This window comes from Haladaptatus sp. DYSN1, from assembly GCF_029489995.1.
Lineage (GTDB): Archaea > Halobacteriota > Halobacteria > Halobacteriales > Halococcaceae > QDMS2.
Genome location: NZ_CP120470.1, coordinates 2,547,358 through 2,574,070 on the forward strand (window position 1 = coordinate 2,547,358; position 26,713 = coordinate 2,574,070).

At 62.8% G+C, this 26,713-nt stretch carries 33 protein-coding genes; 20 read left to right on the forward strand and 13 right to left on the reverse strand.

The features are described from left to right. Window positions 1-3 precede the first annotated feature (3 nt). On the reverse strand, window positions 4-1,731 hold the full coding sequence (gene ilvD / locus P0648_RS13845) for a dihydroxy-acid dehydratase (RefSeq protein WP_277504373.1): 1,728 nt from the start codon (window positions 1,729-1,731) through the stop codon (window positions 4-6). Between the two features lie 127 nt (window positions 1,732-1,858). On the opposite strand from ilvD, the gene P0648_RS13850 reads away from it, so the two are divergent. The 8 genes from P0648_RS13850 (at window position 1,859) to P0648_RS13885 (ending at window position 7,093) form a co-directional block, all read left to right on the forward strand. Beyond that, the gene (locus P0648_RS13850) at window positions 1,859-2,569 is read left to right on the forward strand and encodes a glycosyltransferase family 2 protein (protein ID WP_276246679.1); all 711 of its coding nucleotides are present in this window, start codon (window positions 1,859-1,861) and stop codon (window positions 2,567-2,569) included. Window positions 2,570-2,620: 51 nt separating this feature from the next. Continuing rightward, complete coding sequence (locus P0648_RS13855; RefSeq protein ID WP_276246678.1) at window positions 2,621-3,589, forward strand: beta-ribofuranosylaminobenzene 5'-phosphate synthase family protein; 969 nt, start codon at window positions 2,621-2,623, stop codon at window positions 3,587-3,589. Window positions 3,590-3,620: 31 nt separating this feature from the next. Beyond that, window positions 3,621-4,457, forward strand: a complete 837-nt coding sequence (locus P0648_RS13860) for an HTR-like protein (RefSeq protein WP_276246677.1) — start codon at window positions 3,621-3,623, stop codon at window positions 4,455-4,457. 44 nt (window positions 4,458-4,501) lie between these two features. Next, on the forward strand, window positions 4,502-5,350 hold the full coding sequence (locus tag P0648_RS13865; protein WP_276246676.1) for a hypothetical protein: 849 nt from the start codon (window positions 4,502-4,504) through the stop codon (window positions 5,348-5,350). Next, window positions 5,347-5,721 (forward strand): hypothetical protein, encoded by a 375-nt coding sequence (locus P0648_RS13870; protein WP_276246675.1) that lies wholly within the window; start codon window positions 5,347-5,349, stop codon window positions 5,719-5,721. The genes P0648_RS13865 and P0648_RS13870 overlap by 4 nt, the downstream gene beginning before the upstream one ends. A 32-nt stretch (window positions 5,722-5,753) precedes the next feature. Continuing rightward, complete coding sequence (locus P0648_RS13875; RefSeq protein ID WP_276246674.1) at window positions 5,754-6,074, forward strand: transcription factor S; 321 nt, start codon at window positions 5,754-5,756, stop codon at window positions 6,072-6,074. Window positions 6,075-6,163: 89 nt separating this feature from the next. Then, a complete protein-coding gene (locus P0648_RS13880; protein ID WP_276246673.1) occupies window positions 6,164-6,502 on the forward strand; it encodes a CBS domain-containing protein in 339 nt (112 codons plus the stop codon). Window positions 6,503-6,583: 81 nt separating this feature from the next. Further along, the gene (locus tag P0648_RS13885) at window positions 6,584-7,093 is read left to right on the forward strand and encodes a YkgJ family cysteine cluster protein (protein ID WP_276246672.1); all 510 of its coding nucleotides are present in this window, start codon (window positions 6,584-6,586) and stop codon (window positions 7,091-7,093) included. A gap of 1 nt (window position 7,094) precedes the next feature. Here P0648_RS13885 and P0648_RS13890 read toward each other — a convergent pair whose 3' ends face one another. From P0648_RS13890 to P0648_RS13900, 3 genes are all read right to left on the reverse strand, one after another. Further along, a complete protein-coding gene (locus P0648_RS13890; protein ID WP_277504376.1) occupies window positions 7,095-8,006 on the reverse strand; it encodes a hypothetical protein in 912 nt (303 codons plus the stop codon). 92 nt (window positions 8,007-8,098) lie between these two features. Further along, window positions 8,099-8,932, reverse strand: a complete 834-nt coding sequence (locus P0648_RS13895; RefSeq protein WP_277504377.1) for a ZIP family metal transporter — start codon at window positions 8,930-8,932, stop codon at window positions 8,099-8,101. A gap of 39 nt (window positions 8,933-8,971) precedes the next feature. Further along, the gene (locus P0648_RS13900) at window positions 8,972-9,661 is read right to left on the reverse strand and encodes an SDR family oxidoreductase (RefSeq protein ID WP_277504378.1); all 690 of its coding nucleotides are present in this window, start codon (window positions 9,659-9,661) and stop codon (window positions 8,972-8,974) included. A gap of 87 nt (window positions 9,662-9,748) precedes the next feature. Here P0648_RS13900 and P0648_RS13905 point away from each other — a divergent pair, with 87 nt between their 5' ends. From P0648_RS13905 to cruF, 3 genes are read left to right on the forward strand one after another with little or no spacing between them, the layout of a single operon-like run. Continuing rightward, on the forward strand, window positions 9,749-11,236 hold the full coding sequence (locus P0648_RS13905) for an NAD(P)/FAD-dependent oxidoreductase (protein ID WP_276246668.1): 1,488 nt from the start codon (window positions 9,749-9,751) through the stop codon (window positions 11,234-11,236). Next, window positions 11,233-12,129 (forward strand): prenyltransferase, encoded by an 897-nt coding sequence (locus P0648_RS13910; protein ID WP_276246667.1) that lies wholly within the window; start codon window positions 11,233-11,235, stop codon window positions 12,127-12,129. Before P0648_RS13905 ends, P0648_RS13910 begins: the two co-directional genes overlap by 4 nt. Continuing rightward, on the forward strand, window positions 12,119-12,973 hold the full coding sequence (cruF, locus tag P0648_RS13915) for a bisanhydrobacterioruberin hydratase (RefSeq protein ID WP_276246666.1): 855 nt from the start codon (window positions 12,119-12,121) through the stop codon (window positions 12,971-12,973). The genes P0648_RS13910 and cruF overlap by 11 nt, the downstream gene beginning before the upstream one ends. Here the strand turns inward: cruF and P0648_RS13920 are convergent, their stop codons facing one another. Both P0648_RS13920 and P0648_RS13925 read right to left on the reverse strand, forming a co-directional pair. After that, on the reverse strand, window positions 12,974-13,924 hold the full coding sequence (locus tag P0648_RS13920) for a phytoene/squalene synthase family protein (protein ID WP_276246665.1): 951 nt from the start codon (window positions 13,922-13,924) through the stop codon (window positions 12,974-12,976). It lies immediately after the preceding gene. Between the two features lie 362 nt (window positions 13,925-14,286). Then, complete coding sequence (locus tag P0648_RS13925; protein WP_276246664.1) at window positions 14,287-15,597, reverse strand: phosphoribosylamine--glycine ligase; 1,311 nt, start codon at window positions 15,595-15,597, stop codon at window positions 14,287-14,289. Between the two features lie 157 nt (window positions 15,598-15,754). Here P0648_RS13925 and P0648_RS13930 point away from each other — a divergent pair, with 157 nt between their 5' ends. Both P0648_RS13930 and P0648_RS13935 read left to right on the forward strand, forming a co-directional pair. Beyond that, window positions 15,755-16,153 (forward strand): universal stress protein, encoded by a 399-nt coding sequence (locus P0648_RS13930; protein WP_276246663.1) that lies wholly within the window; start codon window positions 15,755-15,757, stop codon window positions 16,151-16,153. Between the two features lie 38 nt (window positions 16,154-16,191). Next, window positions 16,192-16,464, forward strand: a complete 273-nt coding sequence (locus P0648_RS13935; RefSeq protein ID WP_276246662.1) for a hypothetical protein — start codon at window positions 16,192-16,194, stop codon at window positions 16,462-16,464. Here P0648_RS13935 and P0648_RS13940 read toward each other — a convergent pair. Genes P0648_RS13940 through P0648_RS13955 form a run of 4 tightly spaced genes read right to left on the reverse strand, consistent with a single transcriptional unit; the run spans window position 16,461 to window position 19,451 of the window. Further along, the gene (locus P0648_RS13940) at window positions 16,461-17,681 is read right to left on the reverse strand and encodes a TIGR00300 family protein (protein ID WP_276246661.1); all 1,221 of its coding nucleotides are present in this window, start codon (window positions 17,679-17,681) and stop codon (window positions 16,461-16,463) included. The two genes, P0648_RS13935 and P0648_RS13940, sit on opposite strands and share 4 nt — an antisense overlap. Before the next feature lie 47 nt (window positions 17,682-17,728). Further along, window positions 17,729-18,112 carry a hypothetical protein gene (locus P0648_RS13945; RefSeq protein WP_276246660.1) on the reverse strand — a complete coding sequence of 128 codons (384 nt, stop codon included), beginning with the start codon at window positions 18,110-18,112 and terminating at the stop codon, window positions 17,729-17,731. A 50-nt stretch (window positions 18,113-18,162) separates the two neighbouring features. Then, entirely contained in the window at window positions 18,163-18,753 is a 591-nt protein-coding gene (locus P0648_RS13950) for a hypothetical protein (protein WP_369685079.1), read from the reverse strand. Continuing rightward, entirely contained in the window at window positions 18,750-19,451 is a 702-nt protein-coding gene (locus tag P0648_RS13955; protein WP_277504380.1) for a thioredoxin domain-containing protein, read from the reverse strand. Before P0648_RS13955 ends, P0648_RS13950 begins: the two co-directional genes overlap by 4 nt. A 106-nt stretch (window positions 19,452-19,557) precedes the next feature. Here P0648_RS13955 and P0648_RS13960 point away from each other — a divergent pair, with 106 nt between their 5' ends. Both P0648_RS13960 and P0648_RS13965 read left to right on the forward strand, forming a co-directional pair. Next, window positions 19,558-20,274, forward strand: a complete 717-nt coding sequence (locus P0648_RS13960) for an SOS response-associated peptidase (protein ID WP_276246657.1) — start codon at window positions 19,558-19,560, stop codon at window positions 20,272-20,274. After that, window positions 20,271-20,717 carry a pyridoxamine 5'-phosphate oxidase family protein gene (locus P0648_RS13965; RefSeq protein WP_276246656.1) on the forward strand — a complete coding sequence of 149 codons (447 nt, stop codon included), beginning with the start codon at window positions 20,271-20,273 and terminating at the stop codon, window positions 20,715-20,717. The genes P0648_RS13960 and P0648_RS13965 overlap by 4 nt, the downstream gene beginning before the upstream one ends. 40 nt (window positions 20,718-20,757) lie before the next feature. Here P0648_RS13965 and P0648_RS13970 read toward each other — a convergent pair whose 3' ends face one another. Further along, the gene (locus P0648_RS13970) at window positions 20,758-21,276 is read right to left on the reverse strand and encodes a gamma carbonic anhydrase family protein (RefSeq protein ID WP_276246655.1); all 519 of its coding nucleotides are present in this window, start codon (window positions 21,274-21,276) and stop codon (window positions 20,758-20,760) included. 99 nt (window positions 21,277-21,375) lie between these two features. On the opposite strand from P0648_RS13970, the gene P0648_RS13975 reads away from it, so the two are divergent. Continuing rightward, window positions 21,376-22,092 (forward strand): fumarylacetoacetate hydrolase family protein, encoded by a 717-nt coding sequence (locus tag P0648_RS13975; RefSeq protein WP_276246654.1) that lies wholly within the window; start codon window positions 21,376-21,378, stop codon window positions 22,090-22,092. A gap of 41 nt (window positions 22,093-22,133) precedes the next feature. Further along, window positions 22,134-22,568 carry a universal stress protein gene (locus P0648_RS13980; RefSeq protein ID WP_276246653.1) on the forward strand — a complete coding sequence of 145 codons (435 nt, stop codon included), beginning with the start codon at window positions 22,134-22,136 and terminating at the stop codon, window positions 22,566-22,568. Here the strand turns inward: P0648_RS13980 and P0648_RS13985 are convergent, their stop codons facing one another. Further along, on the reverse strand, window positions 22,569-22,910 hold the full coding sequence (locus P0648_RS13985) for a winged helix-turn-helix domain-containing protein (protein ID WP_277504384.1): 342 nt from the start codon (window positions 22,908-22,910) through the stop codon (window positions 22,569-22,571). It abuts the gene before it with no gap. Between the two features lie 105 nt (window positions 22,911-23,015). On the opposite strand from P0648_RS13985, the gene P0648_RS13990 reads away from it, so the two are divergent. Then, on the forward strand, window positions 23,016-23,465 hold the full coding sequence (locus tag P0648_RS13990) for a signal peptidase I (protein ID WP_277504385.1): 450 nt from the start codon (window positions 23,016-23,018) through the stop codon (window positions 23,463-23,465). Here the strand turns inward: P0648_RS13990 and P0648_RS13995 are convergent, their stop codons facing one another. Further along, window positions 23,466-23,900 carry a PaaI family thioesterase gene (locus P0648_RS13995; protein WP_276246650.1) on the reverse strand — a complete coding sequence of 145 codons (435 nt, stop codon included), beginning with the start codon at window positions 23,898-23,900 and terminating at the stop codon, window positions 23,466-23,468. Window positions 23,901-24,025: 125 nt separating this feature from the next. On the opposite strand from P0648_RS13995, the gene P0648_RS14000 reads away from it, so the two are divergent. Together P0648_RS14000 and P0648_RS14005 are read left to right on the forward strand one after the other, a co-directional pair. Then, window positions 24,026-25,216: a redox-regulated ATPase YchF gene (locus P0648_RS14000; protein ID WP_277504387.1), complete on the forward strand. Its 1,191-nt coding sequence runs from the start codon at window positions 24,026-24,028 to the stop codon at window positions 25,214-25,216. 43 nt (window positions 25,217-25,259) lie between these two features. After that, on the forward strand, window positions 25,260-26,678 hold the full coding sequence (locus P0648_RS14005) for a carotenoid oxygenase family protein (RefSeq protein ID WP_277504389.1): 1,419 nt from the start codon (window positions 25,260-25,262) through the stop codon (window positions 26,676-26,678). Window positions 26,679-26,713 lie beyond the last annotated feature (35 nt).

Sequence of the window (26,713 nt, forward strand, 5' to 3'; positions counted from 1 at the left end):
CGCTTAGTCGCGCTTCGCGCCGGGATTGGTGACCGCACCGTTGGCCGCCGAGTCGAACAGTTGGCCGTACTTCGCGAGGACGCCAGAATCGTAGGCGGGCGCGGGGGCCTCCCAGTCGTCGAGGCGGGCGGCGAGTTCCGCGTCCGTAAGGTCCACTTCGAGGGTTCGTTCGGGGATGTCCACCGTGACGATGTCGCCGTCTTCGAGTGCCGCGATTGGCCCGCCGACGAACGCCTCGGGGGCGACGTGGCCAATCATGGGGCCGCGCGTCCCGCCCGAGAACCGACCGTCAGTGAGGAGGGCGACGTCGTCTTCGTGGCCCGCGCCGACGACGGCGGCGGTGACGCCGAGCATCTCACGCATGCCAGGGCCGCCGCGCGGCCCCTCGTTTCTGATGACGATGACGTCGCCCGACTCGATGTGGCCCTCCTGGACGTAGGCCATCGCGTCTTCTTCGTTTTCGAAGATACGCGCAGGGCCCTCGTGGTGGAACTTGTCGTCGCCAGTCACTTTGAGGACGGCTCCGTCGGGAGCGAGATTGCCCTTGAGAATCTTGATGGCTCCCTCTGCCTGCTTTGGTTCTTCGACGGTGTAGAGGAAATCGGCCTCGATGTCCTCGTCTGCGGGCAGGTCGAGCTGTTCCAATTCCTCGGCGATGGTGCGGCCGGTGACGGTCATGGCGTCACCATGGATGAGACCCGCTTCCAACAGGCGACGGATGACCACCGGGACGCCCCCAATCTCGTGGAGGTCGTTCATGACGCTCGTGCCGCCAGGTTGGAGGTCGGCGATTTTCGGCGTGCGTCGGGAAATTTCGTCGAAGTCGTCGATGGAGAGGTCGATGCCCGCTTCTGCGGCCATCGCCAGCAGGTGGAGCACCCCATTCGTCGAACCGCCAATCGCCGTCTGGACGGCGATGGCGTTCTCGAAGGATTCCCGGGTGAGAATGTCGGAGGGGCGACGTTCCTCGCGGATGACTTCGACGGCGAGTTCGCCGGCGCGGCGGGCCACGTCGTAGCGTTTGTCGTGTTCTGCTGGAGCGCTCGCGCTTCCGAGGGGAGCGAGGCCGATGGCTTCGCTGATGGAGGCCATCGTGTTCGCCGTGAACATCCCGCCGCAGGACCCCGCGCCGGGGCAGGCGTGGCGTTCTAAGTCGTCCAGTTCTTCCGCGCTCATGTCGCCGCTTGCGTACGCGCCGACGCCCTCGAACACCTGCACGATGGTCACGTCGCGGCCGTTGTGCTGGCCGGGCATAATCGAACCGCCGTAGAGGAAGACGCTCGGCAGGTCCGTGCGGATTGCCGCCATCATCATTCCCGGCAGGTTCTTATCACAGCCAGCGACGGTCACGAGGCCGTCCAGACGCTCGCCGAAGGCGACGAGTTCGACGCTGTCGGCGATGACTTCCCGCGAGATGAGCGACGCCTTCATCCCCTCGGTGCCCATCGAGATGGCGTCTGAGATGGTGATGGTGCCGAATTCGATTGGCATCCCGCCCGCTTCGTCGACGCCTTCGATAGCTGAGGCGGCGACATCATCTAAGTGCACGTTACACGGGGTGATGTCGGCCGCGGGGTTCGCGACGCCGATCATCGGCGAGGCGAGGTCCTCGTCGTCGAACCCCATCGCCCGGAACATCGCTCGGTGCGGGGCGCGTTCTGGCCCTTCTGTCACGTCGCGAGAGGGAAGGCCCGCCGCCTTCTCCCGCTTTTCGGTGTGCTGTTGGCTCATACCCGGAGGTAGCCACGCGGATGCTTAAAAGGCCGCACGTGAACAGATGTTGCTGTATTATCGGAAGTTGCTGTCATATCGGAAAACAACAGAAAACCTTTGCCGGCGCACGCGGGAGTGAGGGGTGATGAAAGTCGCCGACTGGCCGGCCGCAGCCGTCGTCATCGCCGCCTACGAGGAAGCCGATTCAATCGGTCGCACGCTCGATTCCCTCGACGGGCAAGACGCCGAGGTCATCGTCGTGGTCGGCGGCGACGATGGAACCGACGACATCGCCACCGAGCATCCTGCTGTAGACCGCGTCCTTCCCGACGAGGAAGAAGACGGGCCGAGCGCGGCCCGCAATCAGGGCGCACGCGCGGCGGACGCGCCGGTCGTCTGTTTCACCGACGCCGACACCGTGGTCCCGAACCACTGGGTGGCGAAACACCGCCGTCACTACACGGACGACGACGTGGTTGGCGTCGGCGGCCCCCTGCGCCCGACGGAGGACAGCACGAAACATCGCGTGCTGTTCAAACTACTCACCGATTACTGGTATCGGGCGGCGTGGCCCGTGGGTTTCGTCCAGCAATCGGGCAACAACTGTTCGTACCGCCGGAGCGCGTTTCTCGACGCCGACGGGTTCGACGAGGAGATTCCGTTCATGGAGGACACGGAACTCTCCCTGCGAATGAAGCAATACGGCCGCGTCGTCTACGACAAGGAGTGTCCGGTGTACACCTCGACACGCCGGCAATCGGACCAGGGATACCTTGGCCTATTTCTCATCTACGCTCGGGGCTACCTCGATTACTTCGTCCTCGGGCGTCGCCCCGACGACGGCTATTTCAAGTAGGGAGTTGCCACTGCCGAAACCCCGATACGATACCGTCTCCACGTGACGGGTATGGTGCGAGTCACGACTGGGGGGCGTCTCCACTTTGGCTTTCAGAATCTCTCGCTCGCCCACGCCCGCCTCTACGGCGGCGTCGGCGTCACGCTTTCAGAGCCACGCGTGGTCGTCGAAGCCCACGCCGCAGACGACGTGGTCTGTGACCACCCGGTTGCGACTCGCTACGCGAGGGAGGCGGCGGCGGTTCTCGGCGTGCTAGGCGCACGCGTGATCGTCCACGAGGAACTGCCTCGCCACGTCGGCCTCGGAAGCGGAACGCAACTGGCGCTCGCCACGCTGCAGGCCGTCGCCGCGGCAAACGGGCAAGCTGTTTCAGTTAGAGACGTCGCCCCTCGCCTCGGCAGAGGTGGGCGAAGCGGCATCGGCGTCGCCGGCTTCGAATCGGGCGGGTTCGTCCTCGATGCGGGCCATCCGACCGAACGGTTCACCACAGACCGCCCGGCGGACGGCGAGTGGGACGTGCCCGCGGTGGCCGCCCACCACGAAATTCCGGCAGACTGGCGATTCGTCGTCGTGATACCCGACCTGCCCTCGGGGCGCAGCGGGGCGAACGAGGACGACAGCATCCGAACCGTCGTCGAGGACGCGGACCCGGGCATCGCAGACGACATCGCGGCAGTCGTCGCCCGACGCGTGCTCCCCGCGATGGCAGAAGGCGACTGGCGCACCTTCGGGGCGGCCGTGGCGACCATCAGCCGGCTCAACGGCGCGTGGTACGCAGATGAGCAGGGCGGCGTGTTCCGTCCGCCGCTCGGTGAAATCGTGAACCGATTGACGGTGAGCGGGGCAGTCTCAGGCGCGGGCCAATCGTCGTGGGGGCCGGCCGTGTTCGGCGTGACCGACCGCGCACACGCCCCGGCAGCCCGAGCGGCGGCCCGAGAGATATTAGACAGCGTCGGCGTGGGTGGGTCCGTGGTCGTGAGTGCGGGGCGGAACGCGGGAGCGACCGTTGAGACAGAGTAACACGTAAGCGGAAGGCCTGCATTTGCCCGGTATGAAGCGAATCCCCTTTGGCATCCCGCGACTGGACACCATCATCAACGGTGGCGCACCGGCCGGGAGCGTCGTCCTGCTGTCGGGCGAAGCGGGGGCGGGGGCGCGTGAGTTCATGTACACGAGCGCGGTCATGAACGCACTCGCACACGGCGACCCCGACCAGTTCGAACTCTACTACGGCGACTTGCAAGCCGAGGCGGCGTCCCCGGCAGAAGTACACTATCTCTCGTTCACCGCGGACGAAGCCCAGCTCACCCGCGAAATCGGGCTGACGATAGACGAAGAAATCGTAAACGGGAGCGTCGACGCAATCACATTCCACGACCTCTCGGACGAGTACTTCAACGAGAGTCAAGTCCCCCGCGAGTGGTACGCAGAACAGGCGCTGACCATCGACGACCTCGGGGCGTCACACGACACGGAAGGCGTGCTTACGGCGCTGTCTAACTGTCTCGACCAGGTGGCCACCGGCAATCTGGTCGTCATCGACTCGCTTACCGACCTCGTAAACGTCGTCACCGAGGAGCGCCCCTGGGCCGACGTCACGCTCATCTTGAAAGGCCTTCAGAAGGCAGCCTACCGCTGGCAGGGGCTGATTCTCCTCTCTATCAATCCCCAGACCATCGACTCCCAGTCGCACGAGCAACTGGTCGAAGCGACCGACGGGACGATGGAATTCACCTGGGAAACCGGCGGGTCCAGTCGGGCGCGGACGATGTTCGTAAAGCAGTTCCGTGGGGTGCTGCCGCGCATCGAGGCCGAAGACATCGTTCGCTTCGAGACGGACATCGGCGATGCTGGATTCGACATTAGCGACGTGCGGAAAATCCGGTAAAGTGGAAGGAACGTTTAAGGTGATTGTTCGAAAAGGTGTAACGAATGGAGGGTGAGGAGTCGAGAGACCTGTCTGTGAGCGTACCAGTTGCGCTCGACGAGTGGCTCTCTGAGAAATCGAGTGCGCTTGGTGTGACGCGTGAAGAGCTGTTGGTCCAGCTGGTGGCAGCGTATCGAGTTACTGACGAGACTGGACTGGCAGTGAGAGAGACCGCAGATGCGGTAGACGAGCAGCGACTCGAAGCCGTGGAGTCGTCGCTTTCTGCCGACTTCTCTCGCGACCTCGGCGCACTTTCGGACAAAGTAGATTCGTACATCGAGGACCTTCGCGGGCGGGTCATTCAGGTGAAAAAAGAGGTCGACACGAAAGCGGCCCGCGACCACACCCACGAGGAGTTCGCGTCACTCGAACGAGCCATCGGTGACCTGCACGACGAACTCGCGCAGGTCGAAGCGACGGTCGACGAGGTACGGCGCGACCGGGCAGAAGTGAGCGCCGCGGTGGAGGAACGCCTCGACGACCTCGAATCCAAACTCGAAACCGTCGCCCGGGTCACGCTCGACGTGCGCAGACAACTGCGGAGCGAGGCCGTCTCCGCAGAGCGCACCAAAATGCTCGCAGCCCTGCGAGAGCGTGCCCTCGAACACGACGTGCGGAAGGCGAAGTGCGCCGGGTGTGGCGCACCCGTCGATATCGCGCTCCTCAGCGACCCCACATGTCCCGGCTGTGGCTATCTCTTTACTGACGTCGAACCCGGTTCCTGGCTCATCCGGTCGCCGCGATTGGTCAACACCCATCCGGAACTCGAAGCGCCTCTAGAGGAGGAGAGCGAACTCGACGTGCTCTCTGCGGTCGTCGGCGAGGCGACCACTGACGGCGGTGACGAACGATGAGCGACGACGCCGACGAGGACGTGTTCGACCAACTCGCCGCAGAAACGTCCCACGAAGAACAGGACCCGTTTGCGGAACTCGACGGGGAGATGTTCACCAACGTCGAGGTCGCTCAGACCGAGGAGGCAGACCTGTGGGACGAACTCGACACCGGCCCGGAGTTCACGATTACAAATGAACCGGGTGAGCCCCAGGAGGCCGTCGTCCCGAAACAGAGCTTCTGCGAGCGGTGTGAGCACTTTACCGCGCCGCCGGGAGTCGGCTGTACCCACGAAGGGACGACCATCCTAGAGCAAGTCGATATGCGTCACTTTCGGGTGCGCGACTGCCCCATCGTCGAGGAACGTCGCGAGCTCGAAGCCGACCGCTAACGCTTTTTTACGGCGAGCGACAACGCCCGTCCATGCAATTCTGCGACGAGTGTGGCTCGATGATGCACGCAGACGGCAGCGAGATGGTGTGCAAGGGTTGTGGCGCTCGCGTCCCAAAGGACGAGGAGGCCGCGAAGAACTTCGTCAGCACCGAGAAGCAGACCTTCGACGACGTCATCGAGACGAGCGAGGAGGCGGCGGACGAGGGGAAGCCAACGGCCAAGGAGACCTGCGAGAAGTGCGGGCACGACCGGGCGTGGTACACCATCAAGCAGACCGGGTCTGCGGACGAACCGCCGACGCGCTTTTTCAAGTGCATGGAGTGTGGTCATCGGTGGCGAGGGTACAGTTAACGTCATCGTTTTCAGACAAAAACACCATACCGTCGCTCTGCCTCTGTAGAGGCATGAGTTCGAAACAGCGAGCGACCGTCCGAGATGTAATGTCGACGCCATTAGAGACGATTTCGAAGGACGCGACGGTGATGGAGGCCGCCCAACTGATGCGCAAGCGAGACATCAGCGCGCTGGTCGTCCAGACCACTCAGCGCGGAATTATCAGCAGCACAGACATTCTCGACGCGGTCGCTGAGGGTCGCGATATCAACTCGCTGCGCGTGACCGACGTGATGACGAAGAACGTAGAGACCGCAACCCCGGACCTCTACATGGAGGAAGTCGCGGCGATGATGACGACGTACGGCATCAAGCACCTCCCGGTCGTCGAGGACGACTACATCGGGATGGTCTCTTCGACGGACGTCACCGCCTACCTCTCGTAACGTCGCCGTGTGCGCGCCGATTCCCGACGAGGTATCGCCGAGTGCGAAAGGGATTTCCCCGCGAGTGTCCGAACCCCGAACGTGAGCACAGCCGAGCGACGAGTAGAGGTACATCCGGGCTGTGAGGCCGTCGTGGACTTCGACCCGGACATCACCTTCGAGTGCGTAGAGGAGTGTACGTGGTGTTGCACCCACGGCGTCCTGCTCTACGAACCCGACTTCTTCGAACTCGCGAAACACGCCGACCTGAACGAAACGACGACGACGTTCCGCGGGGAGAACTTCGTCAAGCGCGAGCAGAAAGACCGCGACGAACACGTAAACGAGGAGGGACAGGCCTGCTTTTTCCTGCGCGACGACGGCCTCTGTTCGCTGCATTTAGAACACGATTGGAAACCTGCACGGTGTTCTGTGTTTCCGCTCCAGGTGACCGTCGAGGACGGCGACATTCACGTCTCCGTCAGGGAGTCGGCCCACGAACACTGCGAGGGTCTTGACGTGAGCGAGCGGAAGGTCATCGACAATTTAGACGCCTTCCTCCCGCAGGTGCTCTGGGAGCTTGACGATCCGGACACGCTGAAAGAACTTTGAGTTAGAACAGGAGTCTGGTTTCGAACCCAAGGACGACCGCGTAATTAGCGAGCGTGAGGCTCAGGTATGCGACCGCCGGGGGGAGGAGTGAGTCGCTCCATTCGTAGGTGTAGGCGGCGATAGCGAACACCGCGAGGTGCGTGAGCGTGAACAACCCTTCCGCGACAGAGTCGGTCGCGTTGATGCCCGGAACGAGGACGACTACGGCGAGAAACACGAGCGGCAGATACGCCAGGTAGCGAATCAAGGTGCGCTGCGTGCGCGCTGTGGCGTACAGCGCAACGCCGAATGCGAGCACGAACAGCAACGTCCCGACGAGTTTGCCGAGGTCGGGAGCCAGCGCAAAACCGCCGGTCGTACTCATCATCGCAACTCCGGTGAGCACGGCGGTGAGGATGACGGTCGCCGTTCCGTCGAACACCTGCCGGAGCGTTCCCTGCACGAGCACCTGACAAATCAAGACGAGCGTTGGGACGCCAATTACCACCGCTAACCCGAGTATCAGCAGTATCGGTGCAAGCGCCGCATCCGTGGCGTACGAGGTCTTGGTGAGTGTTCCGTACGGAACGCCGGTGTGCACGCCGACGAGTTTGGTGCAGGCGACGAGCGCAAGCGGGACAAATCCAGCGACCACGAGCGCAGAGCAGTTGGTTCGGTCGGGGAGTTTGAACGCTATCGGAACGTCTCGAATCGACGCATACGCCGCGATGAACACGATGAGTCCCGCGAGGAAGATGAACCCAGAGGCAAAGCCACCGACCACTGGTACGGAGCCAAGCACCGAAGTGTGTGATTGTGCTATCGCCCGCAATCCCTGACGCCAGAGGTAGACCACGCCCAACATCGCGCCAACGAGACCGAGTTCAACGAGGACTCGCTGGAGTGCGCGGGGTGACAGCGACTGGAAGGACAAACAACATGTTAGTATTCTAAGTATTTAACGTTGCACGTATGTCTGATTATCCGTGATGAAATCCGCCTCGAGAAAGAATGGAGTCGGGAGCGTTATGCAACGACGAGCCACGCGCCGAACACCGCGAATGCCCCGATGGAGGTGCTTACGACGGCGTGAATCCGCAACCGGTCGAGCAGCGCGTGGGCGTCGTCGGTGAGTTTCGCGACTTCGCCGACTTCCCCGCCGACCTCACACCGGGGCAGGAAGTCCATCGCGATGTGGAGGAAGATACCGGCGGCAAAGCCGAAGACTGCGGCATTGAGGGTCGCAGATTCGGGCAGGGCAACGAGGCCAGAGAGGATGGCCGTGATGCCGACGCCCGCGGCGGGGAGCAGGATGACGGAGGTGGACTTGCCGTTCGTAGCGAGGCGGCGGGCGGCGGCGTAGCCAGCAGGCCCCTTGTGCGAGACGATAGCGAGGCCGAGCAGGAGTCCCAGTTCCGGAAGTGCGGCGTAGACGACGCCGATGATGAGTCCTGCGGTGAGCGAGTGGGCCGTCAGGTGGGCCGTCGTCGCGTCGAACGGCAGGTCGTAGTGGGCGAGGCGGTGGCCGACGGTGTGGGAGGCGAAGCCGAGGAGGATGCCCGCAGCGACGCCGAATCCGCCGATTTTTGGGTCGAAACCAAACGCCTGCGGAAGCAAGAAGACGGCAGCACTCGTGACCATCGCCCCCGCGGCGAGGCCGTAGCCCCACACGAGGCGACCGGCGTGTTTCGAGGCGGCGGCGCGCTTGCCCGGAATCGCCGCGCCGGCCATGGCGACGAAGGCCACCCAGCCGATGGTGAGGACCTTCCAGAGCCCCGCGGTGACCGCAAGCCCGGAGAGAACGACGAACGCGAGAACGCCTGCGTACCCGACGAGGGGACGCGTGGCTGACTGAGACATGTTGTTAACGCAGAGAGTTGAATTAATAAATGCGTCGGTTCACCGAGTGGCCTGTTTCCAGACCGTGAGGTCGACGACCTGCCCGTTCAGGTCTTCGGGTGGGCATTCGAGGGCCACCCAGCGGAACATCGGAGCCACGTCAGCGGGGTCGCGGCCCGTACCCGTCAGATCCGTTTCGACCACGCCGGGGTCGACGATGCCGATGGGGTGGTCGAGTTCGGCGGCGAAGCCGTGGACGAGGGCCTCGGCCGTCGACTTCGAGATGGCGTAGGTTCCGTAGCCGGGTTTGAACTCCCGGGCGACAGAACCGGAGGGAACGAGGATTCGAGCCTCGGGAGCGAGATACGGGAGGGCTTCGACGACGGTGGTGAACACGCCGCGAGCGTTCGTCCGGAGATGGTCGTCGAAGGCGGCGTAGGACTCCTCGGCCAGTGGCGTGTGACCGGGGTCGCCGTGGTAGACGCCGGCGTTCGCCACCACGAGGTCGATGTCGCCGGTTATGCGCGCCGCAGTCTCCATCAGGAATTCCACGTCGAACTCGTCGCGCACGTCGGCCCGGTGGGTGGTGACGTCGCCTTCGAGGCCGTCGAGGTCGGTGGCGAGTTCGGCGAGCGCGTCTGCATCCCGGCCACAGCAGACGACGTGTGCTCCCTCGGCTGCAAATGTCCGGGCGACAGCACCCCCGATGCCACGGGTTGCCCCGGTGACGACCACGGTGTACTCCTTCATACCGATTCTTGTGAACCCGAAGATAAAGGCGATTTCCCTGTCTCGTTGGGGGCCTTCCTTATGGTGGTAGGACATGTAGATTATCCCATGAGTCCTTCCTCGCGACAATCTGTCGTCGTCATCGGTGGGGGTGTCGGCGGCCTCTCGACTGCGTGCTATCTCGCTGACGCCGACTTTTCGGTCACCGTTCTGGAGAAAAACGAGCAACTCGGCGGGCGTGCAAGCCGCCTCGAAGCAGACGGTTTTCGCTTCGATATGGGACCCTCGTGGTATCTCATGCCCGACGTCTTCGAGCGGTTCTTCCGGCACTTTGGCAAACTTCCCTCCGAGTACTACGAACTGGAGCGCCTCGACCCCCACTACCGGATTTTCTTCAAAGACGGCGACAAGATAGACATCACGCCCGACCACGAGCAGGTAAAAGAGGTGTTCGAGTCCTACGAGGAAGGCGCGGGCGCGAAACTCGAAGCGTACCTCGAAGAGAGCGAACGCAACTACGAGGTGGCGATGAACGAGTTCGTCTACAAGGACCGCCCACGCCTGCGCGACTGGGTGGACCCCTCGGTGCTGAAAGCCGCGCCAATCGGCCTCAACCTCATCGGGTCGATGCAGGGCCACGTCGAGGACTACTTCGAGAACCCGAAACTCCAGCAGATTATGCAGTACACGCTCGTGTTCCTCGGGGGGTCGCCGAAGAACACGCCCGCGCTCTACAACATGATGAGCCACGTCGATTTCAACCTCGGCGTGTACTACCCAGAGAGCGGCATCGGGGCCGTGATAGACGGCATGGTCGAACTCGCAGAAGAACTCGGCGTCAAATTCGTCACCGACTGCGAAGTGACCGAGGTCACCCGACGCCGCGAGGGATTCCTCGTCGAGACGACACAGGGCGAGTACCACCCCGACCTCGTGGTCTCTGACGCGGACTACGCCCACACCGAACAGGACCTCCTGCCGAAACACGAACGCCAGTACTCGAAGGAGTACTGGAACGAGCGCACGTACGCCCCCTCCGCGTTCTTGCTCTACCTCGGCGTCGAAGGCGACGTAGACGAATTGGCCCACCACACGCTCGTCCTCCCCGAAGACTGGGACCCGCACTTCGAGCAAATTTTCGACCGACCCGCGTGGCCCGACAATCCGGCGTACTACCTCTGTGTCCCCTCGAAAACCGACGACACCGTCGCCCCGGAGGGCCACAGCAACCTCTTCGCGCTCGTGCCCATCGCGGCGGGCCTCACCGACACGCCGAAACTTCGCCGCCAGTACCGGGCGAAGATTCTCGACGACATCGCGAAGAACACCGGCGTGGACCTCCACGAACGCATCGTCTTCGAGAAATCGTTCTGCGTGCGCGACTTCGCGACGCGTTACAACAGCACGCAGGGGTCGGCCCTCGGCCTCGCTCACACCCTCCGACAGACGGCCCTGCTGCGACCGCCACACCGTTCGAAGAAGGTAGACGGCCTCTACTTCACCGGGTCGTTCACCACCCCCGGCATCGGCGTTCCGATGTGCCTCATCAGCGGCGAGCACGCCGCGAACGCCGTCATCCACGATTCGACGTTATGAGGACACCCACGTTCTCGGGAGCGACAACCGTACTCGCTGGCCTCCTTCCAACAGAAAGCACGCTGAGTGGCTACCTGCTTCGCCTGTCGCGGCCACGCTTCTGGTTCTACCTCGCCGGCCCGGTCATCGTGGGGGCGGCCTACGGCGCGGACTCACTCGGCGCGTTGCTCTCACCGGTCGCAATCGCCCTCTTTCTGTACTTCCTCGTCCCGGCGAACGTCTTTCTGTACGGCGTAAACGACATCTTCGACCGCGACGTGGACACGGAGAACCCGAAGAAAGCGGACAAAGAGGTTCGCTATTCGGGGAACCGAACCGCGCTCGCGGTCATCCTCGTCTCCGGGTTGCTCGGCCTCGCATTCGTGCCATTCCTGCCGGCGGTCGCTCTCGGGGTGTTTGCCGTCTACTACTTCCTCGCGATAGAGTACAGTGCGCCACCGTTCCGGTTCAAGACGACGCCGCTGCTCGACTCCGTCTCGAACGGCCTCTACATCCTGCCGGCGGTCATCGCGTACGTCACTCTCGCGGGTGAACTGCCACCGACGCTCGCCATCGTCGGCGGGTGGCTCTGGACGATGGGAATGCACACGTTCTCTGCAATTCCAGACATCGAACCGGACCGGTCCGCCGGGATTCGCACGACTGCGACCGCACTCGGCGCTCGGCGGACCTACGTCTACTGTGCGGCCTGCTGGTTCGCGGCAGCCGTCGCCTTCGCCCTCGTCCACCCCCTGCTCGGCGCACTGCTCGTCGTCTACCCGCTGCTCGTCTTCGGCATCGTCGCGTCGGACGTGGGCGTTGAGGAGGCGTACTGGTGGTATCCGGCGGTCAACACCGTCGTCGGCATGGTCTTGACCTTCGGCGGCCTCTGGAGGTTCGTAAATGGCTTCTGAGCAGCCCCGCCGGACCGTCTCCGACCGCCTCGATTCGCTGGTCCACCACAACCGTTTCACCATCGCCGTCGTCTTTCCCCTCGTTGGAACCGTGCTCCTGATTCTCGGCAGCGAGGGATACGTCCCGTCGGAACTCGCCCTGAACCCGTTCTTGCTCGTCGCGGCGACGTTCGTCATGCGCCTGCCGCTCATCGCCGGTCTCATGCCGCTCGTAACGCGCCGGGCGGCCACCGCACTGCTCGCGCTCGCGACGTTCACCTACGCAATCGAACTGGTCGGCGTGCGAACCGGCCTTCCCTACGGCGAGTTCTCCTACCAACTCGCCCTCGGTCCGATGCTGTTCGGAGAGGTCCCCCTCGCCCTGCCCATCTTCTACTTCCCCTTGCTGCTCAACGGCTATCTGCTCGGGTTGCTCCTGCTCGGCCCGCGTGCCACCTCGCGGCTTCGCCGCGTGCTCACCGGCATTGCCCTCGTGCTCGTGATGGACCTCGTGTTGGACCCCGCCGCAGTGGACCTCGGCTTCTGGGCATATGCAGACGGCGGTGCGTACTACGACGTGCCCGTCTCTAACTACCTCGGCTGGGTGTTCTCCGCAACGGTGGCAATGACGCTCGTCGACCTGGGCTTCGACGCCGCTGGCGTCCGCGCACGTCTCGACAGATGTTCGTTCATGCTCGACGATCTCGTGAGCTTCGCCATTCTCTGGGGCGTCATAAACGGCTACTTCGGTAACTGGATTCCCGCGGCGCTCGCGGTCGGGTTCGCAGTGGTCTTGATGCGACTCGACCGCTTCGACTTCGTGGTCGGGCCACCTGCGTTCAATCGGTGGACGAAAAGTAGCTGATTACCGGGCCTGCGTCGGCGTCCCGGTCGGTTCCGGCGGTCTGCTGGTCGTGGTTCCCGCGACGCTCACCTTCTCGAAGACTGCCTCGGGGTCAGAGTTCCAGAGCCACGCCCAGCGCGTCTCGGCGATGAGGCGGAGTTTGCGGGCGGCGCTGATAGACGGTGTCTTCGAGAGCGTGTCCATCCCCTGTGCGCGAATGAGGCGGTGGTGGTCCGCGTAGAGAATCGCCGAGAGGAGGATGGCGAACTGGCTGTCCTCGGGCAGGTAGCGAATCCCCGCCACGCCCTCGCGGTAGAGTTCCTCCGCACGATTCAGTTCGAAGGACATAGCCTTCTCAAGTCCATCAGTGAACTCGAGTTCCTCGATTTGCTGTTCGGTCACGCCGAACGATTCGAGGGTAGAGAGCGGGAGGTAAATGCGGTCGCGGTCGACGACGTCCTCGCCCACGTCGCGCAGGAAATTGGTGAGTTGGAACGCCTCACCGAGTTTGGTCGCGTGTGGTAGTGCCCGCTCTGGTTCGTCCGGTTGCATCACGCAGGTCATCATCCGGCCGACCGCCGCGGCCGACCCGCGCATGTAACCTTCGAGTTCCTCGTACGTTTCGTACCGGTCTTTCTCGATGTCTGCGAGCATGGCGTCGACGAACGCCACGACTTCCTCGTCCGGGATGTCGTACTCGTCACAGAGGTCCCGGAAGGCGAGCAACACAGGTTCTTCGGTCGGCTTGCGACCGAGTGCCTCATCGCGGAGGGTTTCGAGGCGCTCGCGCTGGGCGGCGGGACTCAGGTCGTTCGCACTGTCCACGACTTCGTCCGCAATGCGGAAGAAGGCGTACAGGACGTAGGTGGCGTGACGAATGCGCTTTGGCAGTAGCTTCGTCGCGTAGTAGAACGTCTTGCCAGTCCGGCGGTGGATGGCCTTACTTTTGGCGAGGGACTCACGGTGTACCATGCGGAACGATAACTGAATTGACGATTGGTGCAGTAATAGGGGTTTGCGCGGTCTGCGAAAATACCCCAACCAGTTGGGCACGTCAGTGAACCAGCGGCAGTCTCGACAGAGCGCGGAACGCTTACTGCTGGGATTTTCGAGTGACCCGTGGGGACAAAACGAACGACCCCCTCACATTAATGGAATGTTTCCTGGAACTATTGAGTGTGGTTTCTCTCGAACCGTATCCCGACGACCGCTGGCGTAGTATCGGCGGCGACACTGCGAAACTGGTCGTCAGCGGCTTCCCCCGTCGGACTCATCGAAGGTGGCCAGGCCCTCGTGCAATTCTTCGCTACCGGCGCGACGTAGTGGAGGGCCGTTCAGGGTCCGAGGTAGCCCCACGCGAGCAGGCGGTCGTTGTCGCCCTCGATCCAGCGTTCGCCGATGTCGTCACGGTAGTATAGATTCGGAATAATGATGTTCTCGATGCGGTCGTAGGCTTTCTCCTGGGCCTTCTGCATCGTCGGTCCCTTGCCGGTGGCGATGATGGCGATACCCGAGGTGCCCGCGACGCGCCACTGGCCGTTTACCTTCTTCGTGTCCTCGATGTGGATGCCGTCGCGGTCGTCGGTCTCGAAGACGATGGCCGCGTTGCGCGAGTTCTCGTCGAACGTCTTGTCGTCGTCGAACGGGAACGGCGGCACGCAGATGCGAACGGCAATCTGGTAGCCGTTGTGGACCTTCAGTTCGGGGTCCTCGCCGTGTGCGAGTTTGTAGAAGAACTCACCGGTCGGCGTCTTGAACGATTCCTCTTGCAGGACGATGGTCGGGTAGCCAAAGCGCGGCGTGAACTCGAGCGGGTAGATGCCTGAACTGTTGACGATGCAGTTGATGTCGATGCTCCCGACGTAGCCCTCCTCAGCGAGCCACTCTTCGAGGCGGCCGAGCGTCTCGCGGAACAGTTTGTTGCGCGCAGTCCAGAACATCGACGTCCCCATCTCGCCGGTCGAGGGGCCGATGTTGCCTGGAAAGAGTTTCTTGTGCTCGAAGTTGAAGTTGATCGGTTCGATGAATTTGTTCCCGTTAAAGAAGCCACAGACGGCGATTTCGACGCCCGAGACCCGTCGTTGTAGCTGAAAGCCCTTCATGCGGTGGCCCCACGCCTTCTTGTAGGCGCGAAGCACGTCCACGACGTCGCTGCCGTCGTCTTCGCGGCCCACGTAGAGCAGTCGTTTGACGTTCTGCACCTCGCCGAGCGGTTTGATGACGTACGGGCCGGGATTCTCGTGGATGTACTCGATTCCGGCGTCGAAATCCGAAAATTCACGATGCTGGATGGTGTTCACGTCGTGTTCTTTGAGAATCTCCATCGCGTAGCCCCGGTCGGCTTCGAGGCGGTCTGTGTTCGGCGTCCCGCCGACGACGGCCTTGCCCTGCTCGCGCAGTTCCTGGGCGAGTTCTCCGGTTCCCACGTCTGAACCGACCCAGATGTCGTCGAAGATGATGACGTCGGCCCAGTCGATTTCTGCCCGCCAGTCGTCGGTCTTCTCGACGAAGCCGTCTGCAATTTCGCGGTCTTCCTCGGTTTCGATGTAGTACTTTACGTCGTGGCCCTCCTGGGCGACCTGCCAGGCGGTGTCTCCGATGAGGGCCGCATCGAGCGAACAAAAGAGGAACTTCTTCGAGTCCATACGCCACCCGACTCGGGCCAGCGATAAATAATTCCCTCAGAGCGCGGGTTCGACGGAGGGAGTCGGCGTCGAAGGGTGGTACCGACGGGCATGTGTGGCTGAGACGGGGAGATACCCGGTCGGACACCTTTATAATCTCTACCCCCAATTTCCTGTCATGGTTCGATTTCTCGTCGCCACCAACGACGTCAAAACGAGCGAATCGCTCGTCGAGTATCTCGAAACCCGGGCAACAGACGGCGACGTGGTGTACGTCGTCAACTCGCTAGTCGGTGGTGACGACACCGACGACAAAGACGTGTTCGCCGGACGCGACGCCATCGAGTACGTAGAGGACACCCTCAGCGACAGCGTGACGGTCGAGACCCACCAGCTCGTCCGGGGCAACACGGCCGCAGAAGACATCCAGAAATTCGCTGCGGACAAGGACGTAAACGAAATCGTCATCGGCATCCGCAAGCGCAGTCCGACCGGAAAGGTCGTCTTCGGGTCGAACGCACAGGACATCCTCCTGAGTTCGGAACGCCCCGTCGTCGCGGTGCCCCTCTCCGAGTAAGGCACGCTTTTTTGTTCCCCTCTTCCAAACTATCGATTATGAGCCGAGAGCATCTCAAAACGGCGAGCGAACAACTGGCAGGAATCGCCGAGGACGTAGACGACGAGGCAGTGAGCGAGCGACTGGCCGGCCTCGCAGAACAGGTCGGGAAGTTCGCCACACAGACCCGCGGCCCGGACCACGGGCGGCTGGCGCGTATCGAAAATGCCCTGCACGAGATAAAAGCCAGCGTCGATGCAGAACAGAAAGCCGCCATCGAGCAGGCCCACGAAGAAATCAAGGCCTATCGGTCGACGGTCAGCGGAATTTAGTCGAGTAACTCTTCTGCGAGAATCGGGACGAACGTCCCGATGTCGGTCACCATCCCGATCGCCTGTGCGCTGCCACGGTCGAGCAGTTGCGTGACCGTCGCCGGACTGATGTCCACGCAGACCACCTTCGTCGTGGAGGGGAGGCAGTTCCCGACGGCGACCGAATGCAGCAGCGTCGAGAGCATGAGCACCATGTCGGCGTCCCGAGCCTGCTCACGGATGGCGTTCTGGGCCTCGATGGAGTCGGTGATGGTGTCGGGAAGCGGCCCGTCGTCGCGAATCGACCCGGCGAGGACGTAGGGCACGTCGTTCGCGACACACTCGTACATCACACCGGAGTCGATGAGGCCCTCCGCGACGGCCTCCTTGATGCCGCCGACGCGGATGATTTCGGAGATGGTGTAGATGTGGTGTTTGTGACCCTTGCGCGGGTGTTCGAGCGTTTCGACGTCCATCCCGAGCGAGGTGCCGTAGAGGTCGCGCTCCAGGTCGTGGACGGCGAAGCCGTTGCCGGCTGAGATACCGTCGATGTACCCCTCGCGGACGAGACGGGCGAGTGCCGGCCCGGCCCCGGAATGGAGCAGTGCGGGGCCACAGACGGCGAGAATCTTCCCACCCTCGTCTTTCGTCTTCTGCATCGCGTCTGCGACGTTCGAGATAGTGGTCTTCGAGGGGCGCTCAGAGGAGATGCCACCCTGCATGAAGCCGAACGCGCCACCAGACTCACGGGGCCGTTCTGGAGGTTTTACTTTGATACCGGATTCGCCGGTCACCACGAGGTCGCCCTCGTCGATGCCGTTCAACACCTTCGTGTAGGCGCGTGGTTCGTCCTCGTCTACGACCACGGCGCAGTCCATTTCGATGTCTTCGACTTCGAGCCATTCACCCTCGTAGCGAATCCACGTCGGGTGGTTGGTCGTCGAATAGAACCCGATGGGGACGACCTGGTCGCGGGGTGCGGGTTCGAGTTCCACGTCACGCACGTCGGAGGGGTTCGCCCCCATCTGGTGAAGTTCGTGGAGGATGCGGTGGAGTTCCTCGTCGGTTTCGGCCGAAACGGTGAGTCGGGCGTACGATTCGTCTGTCTTCTGTCGGCCGATGTTGAACTCCTCTACGTTGAACCAGCCGTCGAAGTCCATGATGATGCCGAAACAGGCCTGCATCATCCCGGAGTCGATGATGTGGCCTTCGAGTTCGACTTCACTCGAGACGCTCATGGAAAGATGTGAGAGACGGGGTGATAAGACGGTTGTGGGATTAGCTCTCAGTCAGCCAATCGACAGGCAACCGCCCACGCACAGTCGCTCACCGCGTCGAGGCGCTGGTAGAGTGCCCGTAGTCCCTCCGGTTCCGTGGCGGGCAAAACGTGAAATTCGATGGCACCGCCGCGCACCGCGACGCGGAACACGTCGCCCGTCTCGCGGTCGTACACCAGAAACAGCGGCATCGGCAAGTCGAACCAGTCGCCGAATGTGTACGGGTCGTCCTCTAATACACCCACGACCAGCGATTCGAGCGCCGTGTCTGACTGTTCTGGCGTGGGCGACAGCGTGAAGATGGTCTGTCCGGCGAAGACGACCCCGCCGTCGCGGGGGTACTCCCGGCGCGGGCGCTGTGGAATCTCGAAATCCGGAATGTCCGTACTCATGTCCCCTCTTACCCGTGCAATTCGTTCGCAATCACCTATATAGTATTGGCTCAGAAATCGACCGGACAGCCATTTATCTCGCCGCCGCGCATGCCTTCTGCAATCCAGTAAATCGAGAGCAAGAGCGTCACGAACGCGAGCAGCGCGAATTCGAGGCCGTCGAGCGGCAGGAACGTGAGCGAAACGGAGATGCCAAACAGCGAGAGGATGCCGACGATGAGGACGGACCCGCAGGCGGCACAGCCAGCCCCGAGCGTGCCGAGGATGAGGCCGGCGACGCCGGTGCTCCCGGTGCGAACCGACAGGTCGTGTTCGCGCAGGTGGTAGGTGACCATCGCGATGTCCACGCCGAACAACAGCGCGATACCGACGAGGAGGGAACCGGTGAGCAGGTCGAACGACTCACTCACGAAGGGGTAGAGTCCCGAGAGCAACGACAGTTGGGCGGAGAGCGTGAGGCTACCCGAGAACAGCGCGAAGCCCACGAGGTCCGGGTTCAGCGAGAAGACGAACAGCGTGAGGCCGAGAAACGCTCCCACCAGCGCGACGATGGTGTACGTGGGAATGGTGACGACCAGTCGGGCAGTACGGGCCATGAGACGCCAGTCACGTCCACGCGTCGGCAGGCGGATTCGGCTCATAGCTGGAGGGCGCTTTCGAACACCCGGAGGTCCTGTGCGCCGCGAACCGTCGTCTGGAACTCGCCGTCGACGAACAGGAAGAACGTCGGCGTGGCCGACGCGCCCGCGGCCTTCCCGGTATCGAGGTCCGTCTGCACCGCGTCGTCGTAGGCCTTGTCGCGGGCGTCCTGAACGATGGCCGCCGCATCGAGGTCCGTCTCAGCACTGAGAAACGCCTCGGTCTTCGCTAAGACGTTGTCAGTGGTGAACGACGGCTGTTCTGCGTAGTAGTGGTCGGTCAGCGCCCAGAACGCGTCTTCGTCGCGGGCGAACGTGGCCTCCATGGCCTGCGTCGCCGGTTTCCCCCACGGGTAGATGACCGGAAATCCGCGGTAGACGAAGGCGACCACGCCAGTGTCGATGTGTTTCGACGTGAGTTCCGGAAGCGTGTTCTGCTCGAAGCGCCTGCACGTGGGACACGACGGGTCCTCGTAGGCGACGATGAGGCGGTCGCGGTCGAGCGACCCGAGCACGGGCTGGGCGTCGAGGGCGTCGAGTGCCCGGTACTGGGGCTCCTCGGACGCCGAAGTCGAGCCGCCATCTTTCCCAGTGGTCGGGCCAGTACCCTCCATTCCGGCGTCTCCGACACCACCCACGCACCCAGCGAACGCGGAAACGCCCGTGAGGGCCGCTCCGGCGAGAAATCTCCGTCGATGCATAGCTCTCGTTCGACCCGTGGACGTATCATCGTTTTTCGGAATTGCACCAAACTCACACCAAAATTCGCGGGGAGCGTTTAACCGACTGCGACGCGTTTTGTTCGGTATGTGTGGGCGCTACAGCCTGTTTACGCCGCCTGAAGAGGTCGAGGAGCGGTTCGACGCGCGGTTCGAACGCTCGTTTCGGCCGCGATACAACGCGGCCCCCTCCCAGAACCTGCCCGTGATTCAGAACACCTCCCGAGACACTATCCGCACCCTCCGCTGGGGGTTGATTCCCTCGTGGGCAGACGACGCGAAGGTGGGGAACAAGCGCATCAATGCGCGGGCCGAGACCGTCCGCGAGAAACGCAGTTTTGCCGAAGCGTACGAACAGCGCCGCTGTCTCGTTCTCGCCGACGGGTTCTACGAGTGGGCGAAGACCGACTCGGGAAAACAGCCCTACCGCGTCTCGTTCGAAGACGACCGCCCGTTCGCGATGGCGGGCCTCTGGGAACGGTGGACACCGCCGCAGAAACAGACCGGTCTCGGCGACTTCGGTGGCGGTGACAAACCCGATGCCCGGGTCGAGCCGATCGAGAGTTTCACCATCATCACGACGGAGCCAAACGACCTCATCGAACCGCTGCACAACCGGATGGCCGTCATCCTCGAACCCGAGGCCGAAGACGCGTGGCTTACCGGCGACCCCGAGGAGGTCTACGACCTGCTCCGTCCGTATCCCGACGACAGCGACCTGCGGGCGTACCCCGTCTCGACGGTCGTCAACAATCCGAGCAACGACCGCCCGGAGATTGTAGAGGAGGTCGACCTCGCCGCATGACGATTGACCACATCGAATACACGTTCACGGAGGGGATGAGCGAACGGGACGTAGACCGGATGCTGAAATCGACCGAGACGGGCGTCCTCGCGCTCTCGCGAGGCGGTGAAGCCTACGCGATTCCGGTCGCGTTCCACTACGACGGCGAGCGAATTATCATTCGTCTCGGGCGACACCAGGGAAGCGAGAAGATGGCCTTCATCGAGACGACGACGCAGGCGTGTCTCACCTGCTACGACTACGACCCACCCGATGACTCCTGGAGCATCATCGCCCGCGGGTCGCTACGCGAACTCACGGGTGCGGAGCGAGCGACGTACGACGACGCGACGGTCAATGAGGCGTTCATCCCGATTCGAATCTTCGGGGAAGCCACCGAGGAACTGGAACCGGCACTGTTCGAACTCGAAATTAGAGAACTGACTGGCCGACGAACCGGCTAGTCGGGACGACTGGTCGGTGGTCAGTCGGACCGGTTGCTGGTCAGTCGAACAGGTCGGTGTAGCGTTCTGCGAGATTCGTGTACTCACCGGACGAGTAGTCGGTGAAGATGGTTTCTGGGTCGATGGTGGTCTCAGAGAGTGGCGTCACGATGGCCGGTACCCCGCGGACGAACGATTCGGCGGGGATGTGGTAGTCCTCCGGAACCACGGACCCCGAGGCGACGATGCTCTTTTTCCCGACGACGACACCTGCGTTCAACACGGCGTTGAAGCCGACGAGCGCCCCGTCCTCGACGCTCGCCTCGTTGATGACCGCCCCGTGGCCGACCATCACGCGGTTGCCGACGTTCGAGGCGTGAATCATCGCGTTGTCTCCGACGTGCGATTGCTTTCCGACGCGGACGGGACCGATGTCCCCGCGCAACACGACCCCCGGCCAGACGCTCGCGTCTGCCTCGACCGTCACGTCCCCGATGAGCGTCGATTCGCGACTCACGTGTGCCTGTTCGTGAATGTTCGGGCGCATCCCCTCGAATTCGTAGTGACGACGGTCACTCATGGCCGGGTGTACGTTCGCCAACATGATAACAATACGCACACGTCGGTCAGTACCACCGCAAGCACAACACGTATGCGAATGTGCTGAGACACCTCGTCCATGCATCTGGCCCGCGTTCGCACGCCGGACGGCGTGATTACCGGCGAGTACGAAGACGGTGTCGTCATCCACAACGAAACGGCTTACGAGGTGGGTGAGAACGCCACGCTCCTCGCGCCGAGCGACCCCTCGACGTTCTACTGTGTCGGCCGAAACTTCGGGAAGAAGATAGAGCAGATGTCCTACGAGATTCCGGACGAACCTGATTTCTTCATCAAACCGGCCGTCTCGTTGCACCATCCCGACCAACCCATCGAGTACCCCACGTTCACCGAGGAACTGACCTACGCCGGCGAGCTGGCCGCGGTCATCGGCGAGCAGTGCCACGACCTGACGCCGGCGGAAGTGCCCGACGTCGTCCGCGGCTATACCATCATGAACGACCTGGACGCACTCGACCAGCCCCGCCGGACGGCGCGAAAGGCGTTCGACGGCTCTGCCCCGCTCGGGCCGGTCATCGCCACCGACGTAGACCCCTCGAATCTGGCGATGGAGACGACGATAAACGGCGAGCAGCGCCAGAAGGACCACACCGAGAACATGCTGTTCGACCCCATCGAGGTCATCGCGTTTCTCTCCGAGCGGTTTACGTTCAAACCCGGCGATATCATCTCCTTTGGCAGTCCGGCGAACCCCGGCCTGCTCGAACCGGGCGACGAAATCGAAATCTGGTACGAGGGCATCGGCACGCTCCGGAACACCGTGTCTCCGTCATAGATTCATTACCGTCGCCAACCAACAGGTAGGCAGGGTGGCGCATGTACGAACACATTTTACTGCCGACTGACGGCAGCGAGGGGACAGAACGCGCGGTCGAGAACGCAATCGACCTGGCGAAGACGTACGGAGCGAGTCTGCACGTGCTCTACGCCGTCGAGTTTACCGGACTCGACCTCTTAGAGGAACTGAACGTAGAGCGATTTCTGGAAGAACTCGAAGCCAGAGGCGCGAAGCTTTTAGAAGACGTCGAGGTCCGCGCAGAGGACGCCGGCGTGACCACGGTGACGACCATGGTTCGGGACGACCCCCGCGACGGCATCCTCACCTACATCGAGGAAAACGACATCGACCTCGTCGTGATGGGGACCCACGGCCGGTCGGGACTGTCCAGACTGCTGCTCGGGAGCGTCACCGACCGCATCGTCCGCGAGGCTGACGTGCCCGTGCTCGTGGTGCGCAAACCGGAGGAGTAGTCAGTCTTCCTGCGACGGAATCGGCTGTGGCGTCGAATCGGCCGCTGCGTCGACGAGTCGCGCAGAGAGGGTGCCGTCTCGCAGCGTGATGTGGGCGGTGGTAAACGCCGTCTCAAACACCTGAAAGTGGTTGCCGTCGGCCGCGACCCGCGTTCGAGCGCGGACGAGTCTGTGTGCTTCGAGCGTGCGAAGCCGCCGGTAGACGGTCGGTGGGGAGAGGTCACAGCACTCACACAGCTCCTTCGCAGAGCGCGGCGTGCCGGACAGTGCAGTGAGAATCGACCGAGCATAGGCATCGCCAAACACGTCGAGTACGTTTTCGCTATCGGTGTCAACGGTCACAAATTCGCCTCGTAGGACGACGTACCGTGCTTCTGCCCTTAGCCTTTTTCCGGGATAGAGAACACTGTCCGGTTATTATGAATCTCTGCTCGCAGACTCTGGACAATGCGTTTCGCCCTGGTGGCGCTGTGTGTCGCCTGCCTCACAGTCGGCGTGCTCGCCCCTGCGAGTGCGCCCGTGCAAGTCACCTACGTCTATTCTGGAAGCATGGAACCCGCAATTGCCACGGGCGACGGCTTCGTCGTCGTTCCGCCGACAGCCGTCGAACGCGGCGACATCGTCGTCTACGAGGCGACCCGCGAGGACGAACTGGTCACCCACCGCGTCGTCGGCGAGACGGCCGCCGGATTCGTCACCAAGGGCGACGCGAACCACGCCACCGACCAGGAACGGGGCGAGCCGCCGGTTCAGCGAGACGCCATCGTCGGCGAAGTCCTCACCGTCGATGGGTCGCCGTTGGTCGTCCCGCGACTCGGCGCGCTGTTGCAACTGGCCGACCTGCCGCTGCTGGCGGGCGCGACTGTTCTCGGCGCGTGGCGCTACGTCGAGTCCTAATCAGCGATAGCCCACGTCCTCGTCCAGTTCGATACGACTCCTGATGAAGTTCCCCGTGCCGCGGGCGATGACGTCACCGTCGCTGTCTCTGACCACCGCGTCGGCGATGAGTTGACTCCCGCTCTGGTGGACGACTTCGCCTTCGGCCTCCATCCAGCCCTCGGTGATGGGTTTGGTGAGATAGAGATTGAACTGCGAGGTGAGGACGAACACGTCTTCGACGAGCGAGTTCGCGGCGAAGAACGCGGCGTCGTCGAGCGCCTTGAAGTAGGTCGAACCGTGGACGGCGTTGGCGGCGTGGAACTGGTCTTCCTTTACCGGCATCGTGAGCGTGGCACGCCCCTCCTCGATGGTGATTTCGGGTTCGTAGTACTCGTTGCAGGGTGCATCTGCGTACATCTCCTCGAGTTTGCGAAAGTGGGCGGTGTTGGGCATGGGAGGAATGGAGCGATGTGCCACCATAACTCACAGGGTTTCGGCATGCAGCGTGGCCGTGTCACCGCCCCACACGGCGTTTTGGGAACAAAACGCTTTACCTGTCGTTCGGGCTAAAATCGCCAATGAGTTACAAAATCGGCCTTGTCGGCAAGCCGTCTGTCGGCAAGTCGAGTTTCTTCAATGCGGCCACGATGAACGATGTGCCGGAGGGGGCGTATCCGTTTACGACCATCGACCCGAGCGTGGGAGAAGCCTACGCTCGCGTTGAGTGTGCGGCCCCCGAATTCGACGAGGAGTGTACCCCGACGACCGGCTACTGCGACCACGGGATGCGCTTCGTCCCGACGAAACTCGTGGACGTGGCGGGCCTGATTCCGGGCGCACACGAGGGCAAGGGCCTCGGCAACCAGTTCCTCACCGACCTGAACGAAGCCGACGTGCTCATCCACATCGTCGATTTCTCGGGCAAGACCGACGCCGAGGGCGAACAGACGGAGGGTCACGACCCCCGCGACGACATCGAGTTCTTGGAGAACGAACTCGACATGTGGTATCTGGAGATTCTAGAGAAGGGCATCGAGCGCTACAACGGAAAGTACCAGGCCGAGGAGCTGAAAATCGAGGTCGAACTCGCAGAACAGATGTCCGCGTTTCGGACCAACAAGGACGAACTGAAGCAGGTCATCCTCCGCTGTGACCTCGAACTCGACCCCGACGAGTGGGACGAGGCAGACCGCGAACGACTCGCCCGTGAGATTCGCAAGGTGACCAAGCCCATCATCATCGCGGCCAACAAGATGGACACCCCAGAGGGGCAGGCGAACTACGAGGAAGTCACGGCCGACCCCGATTATGAACACCTGACCATCATCCCGGCGAGTGCCCACGCAGAGAAGGCGCTCAAGAAGGCAGACGAACAGGGCGTCGTCGACTATCGACCCGGCGACGAAGACTTTGAAATTCTCGCAGACCTCTCCGCAGAACAACAACAGGGGTTAGAGCAGATTCGGGAGTTCATGCAGGCCCACGGCGGGACGGGCGTCCAGCAGGCGCTCGAAGCGGCGCTGTTCGACGAACTCGGCGTGAAGGCCATCTTCCCGGGCACGGCAAACGGCAAGTGGGACGAGAAGGGCAAGTTCCGCGATTGCTTCTTACTGCCCGAGTACGCAACCGCAGAGGGGTTCGCCTACCACCTCCACACGGACATCGGCGACGGCTTCCTCCACGCCATCGACTGCCGGTCGAAGCGGCAGGTCGGCGCGGACCGCGACCTCTCACACCGCGACGTCATCGAAATCGTCTCGACGAACTGACCCGGCGAGTCATCCTTATCTCGCCTCCGGGCCGAAGGGTTGCATGGACGGCCACGGGCGGGGATTTTCGACGCTCACAGAAGAGATAACAGCACACCCACTCCCGGTCGAGGGCGACCTCCCGCAGTGGCTTTCGGGGACCCTGCTCCGAAACGGCCCCGCCCACTTCGAGGTCGGCAACGGGCGCGTGAACCACTGGTTCGACGGGCTCGGAATGGTGCGAAAGTTCGCCATCCACGGTGGCGACGTGTCCTACTCCAATCGGTTCCTGCGGTCTGAGACATACCAAACTCGCATGAACGGCGACCTCAGACTGGGGACGTTCGGCACCGCGGGGTCGCAGGGACTGCTCAAAAAACTCAAGTCGTTCGTCTTCCCCGAAGCCACCGACAACGCGAACGTCACCGTCGCGCAGTTTGGCACCCGGTTCGTCGCGCTCACCGAGGTTCCGAACGTCGTCGAGTTCGAACCGGGAACGCTCGAAACGGTCGGACACTTCACGTTCGACGACGACCTCACCGGGCACCTCTCTACGGCGCACGTCCACCACGACGCAGCGCGCGCGGAGACCGTTGGCCTGCTCACGAAGTTCGGACGGCGAAACACCTACACCATCTACCGACTCCCGGACGGGACTGCGACCCGCGAAGTCGTCGCCACCATCGAAACCCCGAGACCGGCGTACACGCACAGTTTCGCGCTCACCGACCGGTACGCGGTGCTCACCGAGGTGCCGTTCACCGTGAACCCACTCAGCTTCCTCAAACCGGGCGACGACGGATTCATCGACCACTTCTCGTGGGACGCGGCGGAGAAGACGACGTTCATCATCGTAGACCGCGAACGCGAGGCGATGGTCGCGACGCCCGAGACGGACGCCTTCTTCGTGTTCCACCACGTGAACGCGTTCCAGCGCGACGATTACCTCGTCATCGACCTAGTAGCGTACCCGGACCCGCGTGTCATCCAGGGCCTCTATCTCGAACGCCTCGCGAGCGGCAAGTACGAGGGACTCGTCGGCGAACTCCGTCGCTACACAGTTCCCCTCACCGAGGGCGACACGGGGCGTATCGAGAGCGAGTCGCTATGCGAGACGCCGATGGAACTGCCGACCATCTCCCCGCACGTCCGCAGGCAACCCTACCGGTACGTCTACGGGCAGGGGAGTCTCGTCGAGGGAGGCACGTTCTCTAACTACCTCGTCAAGGCCGACATCGAAGAACGGACCGGGACGCGCTGGAGCGAGTCGGCGACGTTCTGTGGCGAACCGGTGTTCGTACCCGCACCGGCCCCAGCGCGAGAGGACGACGGCGTCGTCCTGTCCGTGATTCTCGACGCAGACCGCGAAGCGTCTTCGCTGCTCGTCCTCGACGGCGAGACGTTCACCGAGGTTGCGAGAGCAGAACTCCCGCACGTCCTCCCCTTTGACTTCCACGGTCAGTTTTTCGACCGCGTCTGGTGACGCGCGAACCGTTATCTTCGTCGCTCCCGAGAGAG